The 15,596-nt window shown below is 50.7% G+C and carries 13 protein-coding genes; 1 reads left to right on the top strand and 12 read right to left on the bottom strand.

Going from position 1 to position 15,596, the window contains the following annotated elements; genetic code table 11:
* The 3 genes from cydB to Q9O24_05400 form a co-directional block, all read right to left on the bottom strand.
* Positions 1 to 1,140: a cytochrome d ubiquinol oxidase subunit II gene (cydB, locus tag Q9O24_05410; GenBank protein ID MDQ7074586.1), complete on the bottom strand. Its 1,140-nt coding sequence runs from the start codon at positions 1,138 to 1,140 to the stop codon at positions 1 to 3.
* Complete coding sequence (locus tag Q9O24_05405) at positions 1,137 to 2,738, bottom strand: cytochrome ubiquinol oxidase subunit I (protein MDQ7074585.1); 1,602 nt, start codon at positions 2,736 to 2,738, stop codon at positions 1,137 to 1,139. The genes cydB and Q9O24_05405 overlap by 4 nt, the downstream gene beginning before the upstream one ends.
* Before the next feature lie 132 nt (positions 2,739 to 2,870).
* Complete coding sequence (locus Q9O24_05400) at positions 2,871 to 3,578, bottom strand: Crp/Fnr family transcriptional regulator (protein MDQ7074584.1); 708 nt, start codon at positions 3,576 to 3,578, stop codon at positions 2,871 to 2,873.
* Between the two features lie 373 nt (positions 3,579 to 3,951).
* Between Q9O24_05400 and Q9O24_05395 the strand changes: the two genes are divergently transcribed.
* A complete protein-coding gene (locus Q9O24_05395) occupies positions 3,952 to 4,533 on the top strand; it encodes a DUF4412 domain-containing protein (protein ID MDQ7074583.1) in 582 nt (193 codons plus the stop codon).
* A gap of 65 nt (positions 4,534 to 4,598) precedes the next feature.
* Here the strand turns inward: Q9O24_05395 and Q9O24_05390 are convergent, their stop codons facing one another.
* From Q9O24_05390 to Q9O24_05350, 9 genes are all read right to left on the bottom strand, one after another.
* Positions 4,599 to 4,994, bottom strand: a complete 396-nt coding sequence (locus Q9O24_05390) for an SCP-2 sterol transfer family protein (protein MDQ7074582.1) — start codon at positions 4,992 to 4,994, stop codon at positions 4,599 to 4,601.
* A 132-nt stretch (positions 4,995 to 5,126) separates the two neighbouring features.
* Positions 5,127 to 5,684, bottom strand: coding sequence for an SPOR domain-containing protein (locus Q9O24_05385; GenBank protein MDQ7074581.1), 558 nt, complete (start codon positions 5,682 to 5,684; stop codon positions 5,127 to 5,129).
* 116 nt (positions 5,685 to 5,800) lie between these two features.
* The gene (gene argS / locus Q9O24_05380) at positions 5,801 to 7,561 is read right to left on the bottom strand and encodes an arginine--tRNA ligase (protein ID MDQ7074580.1); all 1,761 of its coding nucleotides are present in this window, start codon (positions 7,559 to 7,561) and stop codon (positions 5,801 to 5,803) included.
* 81 nt (positions 7,562 to 7,642) lie between these two features.
* Entirely contained in the window at positions 7,643 to 8,602 is a 960-nt protein-coding gene (locus Q9O24_05375) for a lipid A biosynthesis acyltransferase (protein ID MDQ7074579.1), read from the bottom strand.
* Positions 8,602 to 10,050, bottom strand: coding sequence for a TrkH family potassium uptake protein (locus tag Q9O24_05370; protein ID MDQ7074578.1), 1,449 nt, complete (start codon positions 10,048 to 10,050; stop codon positions 8,602 to 8,604). Before Q9O24_05370 ends, Q9O24_05375 begins: the two co-directional genes overlap by 1 nt.
* Before the next feature lie 19 nt (positions 10,051 to 10,069).
* A complete protein-coding gene (gene trkA / locus Q9O24_05365; protein MDQ7074577.1) occupies positions 10,070 to 11,443 on the bottom strand; it encodes a Trk system potassium transporter TrkA in 1,374 nt (457 codons plus the stop codon).
* Between the two features lie 8 nt (positions 11,444 to 11,451).
* Positions 11,452 to 12,825 carry a sigma-54 dependent transcriptional regulator gene (locus tag Q9O24_05360; GenBank protein ID MDQ7074576.1) on the bottom strand — a complete coding sequence of 458 codons (1,374 nt, stop codon included), beginning with the start codon at positions 12,823 to 12,825 and terminating at the stop codon, positions 11,452 to 11,454.
* Complete coding sequence (locus Q9O24_05355; GenBank protein MDQ7074575.1) at positions 12,822 to 15,005, bottom strand: ATP-binding protein; 2,184 nt, start codon at positions 15,003 to 15,005, stop codon at positions 12,822 to 12,824. The genes Q9O24_05360 and Q9O24_05355 overlap by 4 nt, the downstream gene beginning before the upstream one ends.
* Positions 14,990 to 15,577, bottom strand: a complete 588-nt coding sequence (locus tag Q9O24_05350) for a DUF4390 domain-containing protein (protein MDQ7074574.1) — start codon at positions 15,575 to 15,577, stop codon at positions 14,990 to 14,992. The genes Q9O24_05355 and Q9O24_05350 overlap by 16 nt, the downstream gene beginning before the upstream one ends.
* Positions 15,578 to 15,596 lie beyond the last annotated feature (19 nt).

The following is a 15,596-nucleotide window of genomic DNA, read 5'->3' as shown; positions in this document are numbered from 1 at the left end:
TCAATACAGGGTGTGTTCGTTTTCACGAATGCGCGCCACCGTCATTTTGCCCCGCATGATGCGGAACGCCCACGTGGTGTAGATCACAATCAGGGGCACAAAAATCACTGTGACGATAAACAAAATATTCAAGGTGCGATGGCTTGAGACCGAATCCCACAAGGTCAAACTGCTGTTGAAATCAACACTGGAGGGCATAATAAACGGAAACAGAGCAATGCCCGCCGTCAACACCACACCGGCCACCGACAGCGCACTAAAGAGAAACGCCACACCCGCCGCTCGCGCCGCCAAACGACAGGCCAACAGAGCAAAAACAAACACCGAAGCCGGAACCGCCCAGAGGCGGGTATCGTTCATATAATTACCCAGCCAGCCCGCTTCCACCAGCTCCACCGTCTTTTGCAACGGCATAAAGGCGCTGTTGCCGTCGGGCATAGAGACAATACGCAGCCCCTCAATGCCGAACCAGAGCCAAACACCCGCAGCGGCAAAGCTGGCCATAAAGATCCGCGCCGCCAAGGTCACATATTTCAAGCTGCGCTCACGCACCGCATCCTCGGTACGCAGCGCCAAAAAGACCCCACCGTGCATCGCCAACATGGAGACACTCACCACCCCAGCCAAAAGTGCAAAAGGATGCAAAAGGTCAAACATGTTGCCAGCGTAGAAAGAGCGCATGTCCGCATCAAAGTGAAACGGCAAGCCCAAAAAGAGGTTGCCAAAGATGATGCCGAACACCAACGCCGGAACCATACCGCCAATAAACAGCCCCCAATCCCAGCCGTTACGCCAGCGTGGATCGGACACTTTACTGCGATAATCAAATCCCAAGGGGCGCAAAAAGAACGCAAACAGCACCATTAATAGAGCGCCGTAAAGACCCGAAAAGGCCGACGCATACACCAGTGGCCACGCCGCCAGCAACGCCCCACCAGCAGTAACAAACCAAACCTGATTGCCCTCCCAGTGCGGAGCCACGGTGTTGATCACCACCCGTCGCTCTTCGTCGGTCTGCCCAACGAACGGCAGCAACGTCCCCACCCCCAGATCAAAACCGTCCATCAAAGCGAAGCCGATCAACAGCACGCCCATAAACAGCCACCAGATCAACTTCAACGTTTCATAATCAAAAATCATGATTTGCCCTCCATCGGAGCCAGAGTAGATTTTGGTTCTGTTTCTGCTGCCACCGTTTCATGATGATATTTGCCCGTGTGCAAGCTGCTCGGCCCCAGACGAGCGTATTTGATCATCAAATACATCTCGATAACCAAAAAGATCGAATAGAGCACCACAAAGCTGATCAAGCTGATCAACACATCGTTGTAAGTCAGGGATGAGACACTCAAATGGGTCGGCAAAACACCGGAGATCGTCCAAGGTTGGCGACCGTATTCGGCCACAAACCAACCAGCTTCCACCGCAATCCACGGCAAGGGCAAGCTAAACAGAGCAAAACGCAGCACCCATTTGTTGCCCGTCGCGGTACGTCGCGCGCAGCTAAAGAACGAGACCAGAAACACCAGCAACATCAAGAAACCGGAGACCACCATAAGTCGGAAGCCCCAGAACATCGCCGCCACATTGGGAATGGTGTCTTTGGCCGCCGCTTTGATTTGCTCTTCCGTGGCATCGATCACCTTGTCGGTGTATTTTTTCAGCAGCAAACCGTAACCGAGATCCACTTTGTGTTTCTCAAAAGCCGCTTTAACCGCCTCGCTCTTATCACCGCCACGCAATTTTTGCATGTTTTCATAGGCAATCATGCCCGAACGAATGCGTTTTTCATGCAGCGCGGTCAGATCTTTAATCCCCGGCACGGGCGTATCAATGGATCGAGTGGCAATAATGCCCATCAGCCACGGGATGCGAACCGCGTAATCCGTCTCCTGAGTCTCTTGATTAGGAAAGCCCATCAAGGTAAAGGGAGCCGGTGGCGCATGGGTCTCCCACTCCGCCTCCATTGCCGCCAGCTTCACCTTTTGCACATCGCCCGCTTCGTAACCGCTCTCATCACCAAGAATGATCACCGAAACCACAGAAGCCAGACCAAACGCCGCCGCAATGGCAAAAGAACGTTTGGCAAATTCAACGTCGCGCCCCTTGAGCAAGTACCACGCACTGATGGAAAGCACAAAAATGGCACCGGTAACGTAACCCGCCGAAACCGTATGCACAAATTTCACCTGCGCGACGGGATTAAAGATCAGCTCAGAAAAACTGGTCAACTCCATGCGCATGGTTTCGTAATTGAACTCCGCACCAACGGGGTTTTGCATCCAACCGTTGGCGATCAAAATCCACAACGCCGAAAGGTTGGAGCCAATCGCCACCAAAAACGTCACCCCCAGATGCTGCACCTTACTGAGGCGATCCCAACCAAAGAAAAACAGGCCGACAAAGGTCGATTCAAGGAAAAAGGCCATCAAACCCTCAATGGCCAAGGGCGCACCGAACACATCCCCAACGTAATGAGAGTAATACGCCCAGTTGGTGCCAAACTGAAACTCCATCGTCAAGCCCGTGGTGACCCCCAGAGCAAAGTTGATGGCAAACAGTTTGCCCCAGAACTTGGTCATATCACGGTAAATCTCTTTGCCGGTCATAACATAGACCGTCTCCATGATCACCAACAACCAAGACAACCCCAAGGTTAGAGGCACAAACAAAAAGTGATACATCGCGGTGACTGCAAATTGCAACCGCGATATATCGACTAAACTCTCATCAATCATCGTATCAAACCCTCGTAACGGTACTGTGTTCCACCAAAAATGGATAAAACGCCACAAACAGTAGCGAAGGCTACCTCAGCGGCGCATTGATTTACATCAATACGGGAAAAAATCTATCTCAGAACAGAAAATTTAAGCTGAAATTACCACTTTCAAAGCCGTAACATCACAGCGATAGTAGGTGGGTTTTAACTCTTGTAACCAATTATTGCGTTTAAATTCGGCAATCACGCGGCTGGCGGTCTCCATCGTGATGCCCAACATGGCACCGATATCATCACGGCTGAAAAGCTGGCACACCGGCTCTGTCTCCGTCACCACCAAACGCAACAACAGATGCGCCATCCGTTGTCTGGCGGTGCCGGTAGACAACTCGGTCAACCACGCTTCCGCCTCACTCAAGGCGCGCTGCCAACGGCGCATCAGCTCCTGATGCAGATCAGGGTTGCCCGAACAAAGGTTTTGCACCACAGAGACCGGAATACGACACAGCTCACTGCGCTGCAAAATCACCGCATCGTGTTGATAGGGTTCACCGAGCAGGCTTTCCAAACCAATCACATCGCTGTTGCCTGCCAGACGTACAATCCGACGCGTGCCATCGGGCAGGTATTGCACCATTTTCAGCAGGCCTTGGCGCAAGGTAAAAATATGCGCACCTTGCTCACCGGCTCGATAAAGCAGTGCATCTGGCTCAAATACCAAATCATCTATAGGAGTATGAATTCTCTCAAAATCCGATTCATGCAGACCGGCAAACAACACCGTCGTGCGTACCGTGCAGTTACGGCAATTTGACTCACCTTGCCACGCCTCTTTCAATGACAGCTTCATCTGCAAACGTCTCCAACCTCAACCAACAGCAGGGTTCAGGATACTCTGCCAGACCAGAAAGAAAAACCACAAAGAATTCTGGGGATGAAAATAAGTATTTAAACTGCTAGGGTCACATACTCATCTTTTTATCAGCACTGCATTTTAGTAAAGGAATGAATATGTTCAAAAAAACCAGCAAAAACCAGCAAAAACAACCGTAGCCCTCTGTATTTGTGCACTTACATCGTTCAATGCTCAAGCCGACACCACCATTCAATTCGAAAAGGGCGACAAACGCCAACCCAACGCACTCTACGTCAAAGCAGGCAAAGTCTTAATCGACAACAACGACGGCAACATCAATGCCCTCTATGACAGCAATAACGAAAACTTTAGTGTGCTGCAACATAATAAAAAAAGTTACGTTCGAATGAATGAAAAACGCATGGCAGCACAGATGGGCATGGTGGAGAATATGCGTAAACAGATGATGGCTCGGATGCAAAGTATGCCCGCAGAGCAGCGCGCCATGATCGAAAGCCGCATGGCATCAATGGGGCTACCCTCAATGCAGGCGCTCGATAAAAAATCCACCACCGAATCCAGCGAGATCAAAAAAACCGGAAAATGGCACACCATCAATGGTTTTAAGTGCCAAATAATCGAAATCTATCGAGGCAATAAACAGATCAGTGAAGCCTGTATTGCCGATGCTAAGGGCTTGAAAATCTCACAAGCGGATTTTGATACCTTGATGAGTCTGTTTGACTTCAGCCAAAAAATGGCGAAAAAGGCCGGCAAAGCCGGTGCCATTATGAACGACCCCTTAGCCGCTTCAGGCGGTATTCCAGTACAGTCGAAAAACCTACTGAAAGAGAGTGTGCAAACCATCAGCAGTGTCTCCACTCAAACATTGCAAAGCAGCAAATTTCAGATCCCCGCTGATTACAGCGAAATGAAAATGCCCAGTATGGAATAACAAGCAAAAAAATAGGGGCGAACATTTTGCCCCTATTTCATACGCCGCGAGTAAAACTCGAAACGTTACGCTTTAGCCATCATGCTAAAGCTCAAAATAAACGGTTTTGCCATGCGCGGATCTTTCAACATGGATGAATAGTCACCCACTTTAAATTTCAATTTACCCGTAGCAGCTGCCATGCCCAAACCGGTCATGCCAATGCCTTTTTTGATCCACTTTTCCCAGCTGGCCTGTTTGGCGCGCATATCCCAGCTCAACTCTTCACCGTTGTACGCTCCGGCTGCGGTAATGTGACCGTTCTCAACGGTGATCACACCCAGAGGCGCATCATCATCAGGAAAGCCGTAACCGATTACCGAATTAAAACCGATTTTTTCCAGCGCATCCGCCAAATTTGGCTCACCATTCCACGCAGTTTGAAAGCCTTTCATCCATTCATCAGAAAACAAATCAGCCATTGTCTATCGCTCCTCAAAGAGTAAAAAGTGAATACGCTCAGTTGCATCAGCACTTAACCGTGCCGACACGATAGCGCACCCTCAGGGTTAGCTCAAGAATCTAAAGAAGATTAATCAGCGGTTTTGTAACGATCAGCCTTTAATCAACAGAAAGTCTACTCTGTTTTTTCGCAGTTTTGTTTTTATCCGCGCAATCTCAGCCGAGCCACCATAAGGGCCAAGCCGGACTCGATACCACGTCGCACCTTTGATTCTGGCGCTCTGAATCTTAGCCTCTAGCCCCAGTAAAATCAGCTCAACTTGGCGACGTTCGGCATCCTCACGTTGTTTAAACGAACCCACCTGAAAATAATGCGCTGCCAGTGAACTCTTTACCTCAACGACAGCCTCTTTTGCTTTCACGATGGGAGCCGCCTCGATGACTTTGGCCGCAACGGCGTTAACTTTAGGCTTACCCTTCTCAACCACTGTCTCTGGTAGCGATTGCACCTTTTTACCCTCTGGCAGCACCACTTCCAGCTCGGGCAATACATTGTAAAACTCAAACTTAGGCGAAGCGGGCTGCTCCGTTGTTGCCTCACTCGGTTCTGGTTTTACCTCAGCCTGATTTGGAACCCGCACATCACTGCGGGGTTTAATGATCTCCAATGGATTACTCGCCACCGGCAATTGCTGGTTTAGGAAATACAAAAAAAGTCACAAAGGCAGCCACAATCAGCAAAATCAACAGCACGGCCCAACGCGGCAAACCGGATTTTTTTTGGCGCTCTTTTACCTGCCGTATTCTTATAATCTTGAACCAAAATTTACATCTCCTGCGGTGCCGCAACGCCCAACAGAGAAAGGCCATTTAACAGAGTCTGCCCCGTCACTGTCACCAAACTCAAACGAGCGTTACGCAACGCTTCATCATCCACCAAAAATTGATGGGCGTTGTAATAGCTATGAAAGCCACTGGCCAACTCACGCAGCGCGTGCACCAACTGGTGTGGCTCTTCGTTAAGCGCCGCTTTTTCTACCACCTCAGGATAACGCGCCAAAGCACTCAACAGCTCACTTTCGTGTTGTTCCGCCAAGCGATCCAGATGCGCCACCCCCTGCTCTTGATCAAACAGCAGGCCTTTTTCTGCCAACTGGCGCTGCACACTGCAAATCCGCGCATACGCGTATTGAATGTAGTAAAGCGGGTTTTCATTCGACTGGGATTTGGCCAGATCGAGATCAAAGTCCATGTGCTGTTCACAGCGACGCATCACATAGAAGAATCGTGCCGCATCGGAACCGACCTCTTTGCGCAGTTGACGCAAAGTAACAAACTGCCCCGAACGGGTGGACATGGCCATTTTTTCACCACCACGGTACAGCACCGCAAATTGCACCAACAACACATCCATTTTGTCCGCATCACTGCCCAGAGCCGTCAAAGCCGCCTTCACTCGTGGCACATAACCGTGATGATCCGCACCCCAGACATCAATCACGCGATCAAAACCGCGCTCCAATTTTTCCATATGATAGGCAATGTCCGAAGCAAAATAGGTGCTCTGACCGTTGTCCCGCAGCACCACCCGATCTTTCTCATCGCCAAAATCGCTGGAACGAAACCACCACGCACCCTCTTTTTCATACAGATGCCCCGCCGTTTTAAGCCGCTCAAGAGCGCGATCCACAGCCCCACTTTCCATCAAAGAACGTTCCGAGTACCAACGCTGATACTCAACCCCAAACAGAGCCAGATCATCCCGAATGTCATCCAAAATGGTCTTCAAGGCTTGATCAAACACCACCCGATAATCAGACTCACCCAGCACACGTTTTGCCGCTGCAATCAGATCATCAATGTGGTGCTCTTTATCGCCCCCCACAGGTTCATCGGCACACACATCCGCAAGCACGTCGCTGATTGGCTGGCGAAAAGCCTCTTGATGTTCGCGGTGCAAGGTGGCGGCGATGTCCCAAATGTAATCGCCTTTGTAACCGTTACTGGGAAAGGTTAACTCCTCACCACAGAGCTCCAGATAACGCAGCCAAACCGAGGCAGCCAAAATGTCCATCTGCCGACCGGCATCGTTGACGTAATATTCACGATGCACCTCAAAACCAACCGCCTCCAACAGATTTGCCACCGTTGCACCGTAGGCCGCTCCTCGACCGTGCCCCACATGCAGCGGCCCCGTTGGATTGGCAGAGACAAACTCCACCTGCACTTTTTTACCGGCACCCAATTGCGACAGACCGTAGTTCTCCGCAGCGACCAAAATTTTAGGCACCACAGCGTATAAATTATCCGCCGCTTGAAAAAAGTTAATAAAGCCCGGTCCGGCGATCACCACCTTACTGACCCGCGCCGATTCCGGCAGCGCCCCAATGATCATCTGTGCCAGTTGACGTGGCGCTTTTTTCGCCAATTTAGCCAACATCATCGCCACATTGCAGGCAAAATCGCCGTGCTCAGGATTACGGCTGTCGCTGATCAAAATCTTCGGCAGGGCATCAATATCAATCTGACCGCTCTCTCGGAGCTGGCCGATGGCGTCTTCAATCAAATCTTGCAAGTGCTGTTTCAAGGGGAAACCTTTATTTCTAAATCGAAAAATGAGGCAGATTCTACCCCCTAGGGCAAATCAGGCAAAGCACTCAATCCACCATCAACACGCATCATAGGGGTAAGGCTGACCTTCCGGCTGCGTTTTAAACAACCGCATACCCCACATGTACTGTTCAGGCGCGATTTCAATCAAACCTTCAATAGCCCGGTTCATCCGCTCACAATCCTGTTGCTGATCCCCGCTGGGGAAGTCTGACAAGGGCGGCAACACCGTCACTTGATAACGCCCCTCAGTAGGCAAATAGTGGCTGTAACAGGGCAGAACCAACGCATCACATCCCTTACTCAAACGCCCTAACATCGGCAGTGTCGCTTTTTCAGTCGCAAAAAAGGGCGCAAAGCGGCTCTGCTCACCGCCCAAATCCTCATCAGGAATGTAATAAAAAAACGCCCCCTCCCGCGTAGCTTTAATCAGCGGCCGTAGACCGTCTGCACGCGCCGCCAAACGCACCCCAAAACGGCTGCGCGCACGATACACCAACCAATTTAGCAGTCGGTTTTTAAAAGGTTTAAAAATCGACACCAGCGGCGCATTCAGACCAATGCGAACACCACCGTACTCCAGCGCCAAACTGTGACAGGTAAGCAAAATCACCCCCTTACCCTGTGCTTGAGCCGCCTCGATGTGCTCTGCTCCCTGTAACGTGACGCGACGCAAAAAACGTGTTTTTGAGCCCCACCACAACGTCGGCATATCCAACATCACCTGAGCACTGCTGCAAAAATGCGTCTGCGCCAAGTGCTCACGCTCAGCCTCCGTCTTCTCAGGAAAGCAACGCCGTAGATTGGTCAAAACAAAACAGCGTCGTTTGGCTTTGTGGCGATAGAGCCAGCCACCCAAAGTAGCAGCCAAACGATTGCGCCAACGGCGCGGCAACAAAGCAAAAAGAGACAACAACAACACCAACAACCAACTTGGCCAATGACGGGGTGCCAATAAGGCCGCCGTCAATTCAGGTGCTCGCGTCGCACCCAAAGCAGAACTTTTTTTTAACACCATCAACGGTTCCAGAAAGCAGGAGTAAACAACACCAACAGAGTAAAAATTTCCAAACGACCAAACAGCATCGTCAAGGCCAGCACCCATTTCACAAAATCACTCAAATCCGCATAGTGAGCACCCACCTCACCCAAACCCGGACCTAAATTATTCAGACACGCTGCCACGGCTGAAAACGCCGTCACCTGATCCAAACCCGCCAACATCAACAACAACAACATCACGCTAAAGACCAATACATAAGCAGCAAAAAACCCCCAGACCGCTTCAACAACACGATCCGAAAGGGCTTTTTTACCCACTTTTACACTGATCTGAGCATTAGGGTGAATCAAGCGCATCATCTCCCTCATGCCTTGTTTATAGAGCAACAGGACTCGAATCACTTTCATGCCACCGCCCGTTGAACCAGCACAACCACCCACAAAGCTGGCAAACAACAACAACACCGGCAAAAAACCGGGCCAATTAAAATACTCTGCAGTGGTAAAACCCGTCGTCGTGCCAATGGAGACCGCCTGAAAAATACCGTGATGCAGCGCATCACTAAAATCATAGAGCTCATGACCATAAAGGTAGGCCACCGAAATCAAAGCGATCACCAACAGAAAGAAAAAATAGGTTTTAAACTCAGAATCATGCCGGTACGGTGACAAGGTCAAGTTACGCGCCGCCATAAAATGCAAACCAAAATTAACCCCCGCCAACAGCATAAAGACCACCGCCACCATCTCAATCAGCTGACTCTGGAAATAGCCGATACTGGCATCGTGAGTGGAAAAACCACCAATGGCCACGGTAGAAAAACTGTGCGTGATCGCATCAAAAGCGCTCATACCCGCTGCAAAATAGGCCAATGCACAGGCGATGGTCAACCCCAAATAAATAAACCACAACGCCTTAGCTGTTTCGGTAATACGGGGAGTTAACTTGGTGTCTTTTACAGGCCCCGGGGTCTCGGCTCGATAGAGCTGCATCCCCCCAACCCCAAGCATCGGCAAAATAGCCACAGCCAAAACAATGATTCCCATACCGCCCAGCCACTGCAACTGCTGACGATAAAAGAGAATCGATTTAGGCAGCGTATCCAAGCCCACAATAACCGTTGCCCCAGTGGTGGTCAGGGCAGAGACCGATTCAAACACCGCGTCGGTAAACGACAGCAGAGGTCGCTCAGCAAAGTAGAAGGGCAACGCGCCCGCCAACCCCAGCACCACCCAAAACAGCACCACCACCAAAAAACCTTCACGCAAGCGCAGTTCGCGGCGCACATTGTAAACCGGCAACCAGAAAAACAACCCCGTCAGCAACACCACCAAAAAACCGTTACTAAAGGTCTGCAACAAGCCATCGTCGTACCACCACGACACCAAGATGGGCGGCAACAGAGTAAAGCTGAACAACATCAGCAGCAGACCCAGCACTTTTTGAATAATAGAAACTTGCATGAAAATTCAATCGTTGGGATTAAATAAAGGTCACCGCAACCTGGAACAGCTGCTCAACTTCCTGAATGCGGGTTTTATCCACCAAAAAGAGGATCACATGGTCTTCCGCTTCGATCACCACATCGTCATGGGCAATCAAGACCTCCTCACCGCGCACCAGCGCCCCAATGGAGGTGCCTTTGGGCAGTTTCAAAGCATCCAAACGTCGCCCCACCACTTTGGAGGTTTTACCATCACCGTGTGCCACCGCTTCAATGGCCTCTGCCGCACCACGGCGCAGAGAGTGTACCGCCACCACATCACCACGACGCACATGAGTCAACAAGGTGCCAATAGTCACCTGCTGCGGCGAAATGGCAATATCAATAATGCCGCTCTCCACCAGATCCACATAAGCCGGTTTGTTGATCAGCGCCATCACCTTGGTTGCTCCCATGCGTTTGGCCAGCATGGCAGAGAGAATGTTGGCCTCATCGTCATTGGTCACCGCACAAAAAATATCCGTATCTTCAATGTTCTCTTCCAGCAGCAATTCACGGTCAGCGGCATCGCCGAGCAGTACAATGGCTCTGTCCAGATTTTCCGCCAAATAACGGGCTTGACGGGCGTTGCTCTCGATTATTTTAACTCGGTAATCGTTCTCTAAGGTCATAGCCAAATTGCGGCCAATGTTGCCACCACCGGCAATCATAATGCGTTTGACCGGTTTATCCAGATGACGCAGTTCACTCATCACCGCCAAAATATGCTCTTTGGCGGCAACAAAAAAGACCTCGTCATCGGCCTCAATGACCGTATTGCCGTTGGGCAAAATAGCACGACCGTTACGAAAAATGGCCGCCACACGGTTTTCTACATTCGGCATGTGCTCCTTCAATGTACGCAGTTCATGCCCCACCAAAGGGCCACCGTAATAGGCTTTCACCGCCACCAAACGCACCCGCCCACCGGCAAAATCCAACACCTGCAAAGCACCTGGATATTCAATCAGGCGCTGCACGTAATTAGTTACAATTTGCTCGGGGCTAATCAAAACATCAATGGGCATCGCGTCAGGGGCAAACAACAACGGCTCACGCAAATACTCCCGCGCCCGCAAACGGGCAATTTTTGTCGGCGTATGAAACAGCGTTGCCGCCACCTGACAGGCGATCATATTAACCTCATCGCTGTTGGTCACCGCCAACAACATATCCGCATCGTCCGCCCCCGCACGCCGCAGTACATCTGGATGCGAACCGATGCCACAGACCGTGCCGATGTCCATTTTATCGCGCAACTCTTGAAGAATGTCGTTATCCCTATCCACAACAGTGATGTCATTACCCTCTCGCGCCAAGTTGTACGCCACCGACGAGCCCACCTGTCCTGCACCTAAAATAATAATTTTCATCTGGCTTATTAAACGTGATGCTTGAGGTGTTCAATCCCCAAACTTCGCAACTTACGATAGAGATGAGTGCGTTCCATACCGACCCGTTTTGCCAGCTCACCAACACTGCCGCCCACCACACTCAGCTGGCGCTGCAGATAAATACGCTCAAATTCGGCGCGGGCTTTACGCAGCGGCAAATTTAAGGGCAACAACATGCTGTTGTCGGGCATATCGGCACGCACTTTGGGTGAAGCCAAAGCGCTCTTAACCTCCTCCATACCCACCTCCACCTCTTCGCCCAACATCATCAGGCGATGCACCAAAGTACGCAGCTCACGAATGTTGCCTGGCCAGATGTAATTGCGCAGAAAATTTTGCGCGGCCACGCCAAAGTGTCGATAACTCAGCTTTTCCGTTTCCACAAACTGATCAACAAAAAAGGCCAACAGTTCTGGAATGTCTTCGCGATGCTGGCGCAAACTCGGCACTTCCAGAGATACGCCATTCAGACAGTGATACAGCTCGGCTTTAAACCCCTCTTGCTGTACCAGCAGCGCCAAATTTTTGCTGCTGGCCGCCAACAGACGCACGTCACAGCGCAGCGGCTCCACCCCTCCCACACGGGTAAAGAGGCCGTTCATCACCACACCTAATAACTGCGACTGCAACGCCTCCGACATCTGTGCCAGATCATCCAAAAACAGCGAACCACCGTGCGCCCGTTCAAGCGCACCAGCGGTGACCTTACCCGCCACTTCACTGCCAAAAATTTCTAAAGCCTCTTTGTCGTGTGCCAAACGAGACAAGTTGATTTCGATAAACGGACCGGCTGCGCGTGAACTTTGAGCGTGTAAATTCTGCATCAAGGTACGTTTTCCCGCACCAAATTCGCCCATCACCAATACCGGTGTTTCATAAGCTGCCACCTTACCCAGCTTATCGCGCAGTGAACCGAGCACCTCACTGCTGCCCACCATCCTACTCACGACCAAACTGGAAGCTGCTCGATGAAGGTTGGAGATCGGTATCTCGTTTCGCTGCAAGGCTTTTTGTACCGTCAGCAGCAATTTCGCCAAGGAGAGCGGTTTTTCAATAAAATCCGTTGCTCCAAACCGAGTCGCTTCCACCGCAGTCTCAACGGTGCCGTGACCGGACATCATAATCACCGGAGCAGCCAGATCCCCTTCCATTTTCCACTCTTTTAGCAAGGTGATGCCATCTTCATCAGGCATCCAGATATCCAACAAAACCAGATCCGGTTCTCGCTGCTGCAATATTTGACGAGCAGTGGCGGCATTTTTAGCCACCTCAACCTCGTAGCCCTCATCCTCGAGAATATCTCTGACCGATGAACAGATATCCGGCTCATCATCCACCACGAGTATGTACGGCATATTCATCCCAACTCTCCTAAACCAACCACTTCACTGACTGAAACCGGAAAACGGATCACCATTAAAGCGCCGCCCTCCAGACCATTTTCTGCATGCACCACACCGCCATGCTCTTCCACAATTTTTTTCACAATCGCCAACCCCAACCCGCTGCCCTTCGGTTTCGAACTCACATAAGGTTCAAATACCCGATCAATCATTTCAGGCGGAAAACCAGGGCCGTTATCTTGAATGCGTAACTCAATATAACGACAGGTTTTTTCCTCTAAGCAACGGGTTGTCAAACGCACCATCGCCACATCGTTGCCACTCAAACCTTGAGCTTCCATCGCATTTTTAATCAAATTGTGCAGCAATTGCCTCAGTCTGGTCACATCCGCTTCCAGCTGTGGCAAGCCCTTCCCCAAATCCAACTCCACCCAAATTTGGCTCTCCATGCCCATGTAAAGCTCCGCCACCTCACGCACCAAATTATTCAAATCCAGAAAACGCTTAGAGAGCGAGGGCAGGGTGGCGTATTCGGCAAATGCCTTCACCATCGACTTCATCGCCTGCACCTGATTAATAATGGTGTTGGTGGCACCGTCTAAAATACGCGCCTCCTCCCCCACCATCTTCGGCAAACAGCGATACCGAAGACGCTCAGCGGAGAGCTGAATCGGCGTCAATGGATTTTTAATTTCATGTGCCAAACGACGCGCCACCTCACTCCACGCCTCTTCACGCTGCACTCGCAGCAGACGAGTGATGTCATCAAAGACCAACACATACCCCTCCAACCCCGACTTCTCATTCAGGTGTGAAGCTCGACAGTTCAGCACTTTACGACCCTTAGCACCAAACAACTCCAACTCTTCAGACCACTCATCCAAGCCCTTATCAAACCAAGGCTGTATCGCCTGCAAAAACTGCTGTAGCTGCGTCTCCTGCTCGCCATCCAACAGACTCTCCATCTCTAAAATGGTCTGAGCCGCTTCATTGGCGGTCAACAAACGGTAACGCGCATCAAACGTCACAACGCCAGTGGAGATACGCCCCAACACCGCCTCCAGATAAGCGCGCTGACTCTCCAGTGTCTTTTGGCTTCGCTCAGCCACGTCACGCGCCTGTGTTAGACGCCGTGTCATCTGATTAAAGGATTTAACCAGAAAACCCAGTTCACCCTGACCTGAAAGCGGCAGTTGGGTGGCGTAATTACCTGCCGCCACCGCTTGTGTGCCTTCGGCCAGATCTTGAATGGGCACCATAATCTTACGCGCGAAAAAAAGAGCCCCCCAAATGGCACTCAAAACACTCATCAACAACACCAAAGAGAGAGTCAAAATAAAACTAACCTTCAATGGATCACGCAAAAAAACCAATTGCCGATAGTCACCATAGGAACTCTCCACCTCAGCGGCCAGATCGGAGGCCTGTTCACGCACCGGATAAAGCGCCTGTAAAATACGATTATCATCCAGAGGATCAGAGCTCAATACCGGCACCACCACTCGAATGTGCAGTAGCCCCTCTTCACCCACCGGATCCAAGCCGACGTACGACTGACCCGAACGAACCTGCATGATAATTCCCTCATCGGGACGATTGGGCACCACATTGACCCCATCCAGCGTACTGGAGACCAACACTCGATTATTGAGAGTCAACAGGGTCAACTCAGAGGCATCGGACTCCTGTCGCAACCAGTTGAGACGCACAATGGCACCGTCTTCCGTTAAGCCACTCAACTGATCGGTCATATTGCTGGTGATGCGCAACTGGGTACGCATCTGACCAGAAAGCGCATCTCGACTAAGCTGCAACGCACTCTCCAAAGCTTCTTCCACCTGCACCGTAAACCAGCTGTCGATGCTGGAGCTCAAAAATTTCACCGAAAAAGAATAGACCACCGTTACCGGCACAAACGCGAGGATGACAAACATCAGCACCAGACGAATGGTTAAACGAATGCCCGCCTGACTCTGACGAAACTTACTGATCAAATTCCAGGTATTGGCCGCGATTAAAAACAATAAAACCACCAAACCCAACAGGTTAAGCAGCAGCAACCAGAAATAGAGACGCCCAAAACGCTCCAGATTCTCCATCATATCGGCCAACAGATAGAGCGAGCTAAGCAGCAAACAGAAGAGCACCAGCATCGGTACCATACTGGTTGCCAATCGACGAATTATTTTAGCGACCATGAGTACCACTCACTGTCCAGCTGCCAAGAAGAGGAAAAGTAGGCCTGTGGCAACAGCGGCAAAGGCAGTACAGAGCGATCCAGAACCACCTTAATACGACCACGATAGTGACCCGGTTTACGCAACAAAACAGCATCCAAAAGTGGAAATGTATGTAAGGTACCGACCTGCGCTAGAGCCGAGTTAAGAGAAAAAAAACTGCGCTTAACCCCTGTATTCAAATTGGAAAGCAAGTAACGACGGCTCAACTCGTGATATTCCAAACGATAACGTTGCTCTAAAGCGGCCGTGGTTTCATCAACCCACCAGCTACGTTGGCGAATAATTTCCATCTGCAAATTCAATTGCAACGGCACACCACTTTGTAAAGCAAGTGTGGGGGCAACAGCCAATGGCAAGTCAAACTCAGCATCCAGATAATAAACCCCGTTTTGCAAATAACTCTGCGCCTGTTTGACATCAAAAGGTTTTGCTACAGCCACAATGGCAACCAGCAATCCGAGCAACAACAGAACAAACCAGCGATAACGGGTCTGAACGTATTGCGTCGAGACAGCAGACCTAAACGTCATCAGCAGAGCATCTCAATTA

The sequence above is a fragment of the Gammaproteobacteria bacterium genome (assembly GCA_030949385.1).
Lineage (GTDB): Bacteria > Pseudomonadota > Gammaproteobacteria > JAUZRS01 > JAUZRS01 > JAUZRS01.
The sequence above is the reverse complement of the archived record's forward strand: the minus strand, read 5'-3'. Positions and strand labels throughout refer to the sequence as shown.

Bases quoted from the DNA above. Each gene is read 5' to 3' on its own strand.
- cydB (MDQ7074586.1), bottom strand. From the start codon at position 1,140: ATGATTTTTGATTATGAAACGTTGAAGTTGATCTGGTGGCTGTTTATG.
- Q9O24_05405 (MDQ7074585.1), bottom strand. From the start codon at position 2,738: ATGATTGATGAGAGTTTAGTCGATATATCGCGGTTGCAATTTGCAGTC.
- Q9O24_05390 (MDQ7074582.1), bottom strand. From the start codon at position 4,994: ATGGCTGATTTGTTTTCTGATGAATGGATGAAAGGCTTTCAAACTGCG.
- Q9O24_05375 (MDQ7074579.1), bottom strand. From the start codon at position 8,602: ATGGTGTTAAAAAAAAGTTCTGCTTTGGGTGCGACGCGAGCACCTGAA.
- Q9O24_05370 (MDQ7074578.1), bottom strand. From the start codon at position 10,050: ATGCAAGTTTCTATTATTCAAAAAGTGCTGGGTCTGCTGCTGATGTTG.
- trkA (MDQ7074577.1), bottom strand. From the start codon at position 11,443: ATGAAAATTATTATTTTAGGTGCAGGACAGGTGGGCTCGTCGGTGGCG.
- Q9O24_05360 (MDQ7074576.1), bottom strand. From the start codon at position 12,825: ATGAATATGCCGTACATACTCGTGGTGGATGATGAGCCGGATATCTGT.
- Q9O24_05355 (MDQ7074575.1), bottom strand. From the start codon at position 15,005: ATGGTCGCTAAAATAATTCGTCGATTGGCAACCAGTATGGTACCGATG.
- Q9O24_05350 (MDQ7074574.1), bottom strand. From the start codon at position 15,577: ATGACGTTTAGGTCTGCTGTCTCGACGCAATACGTTCAGACCCGTTAT.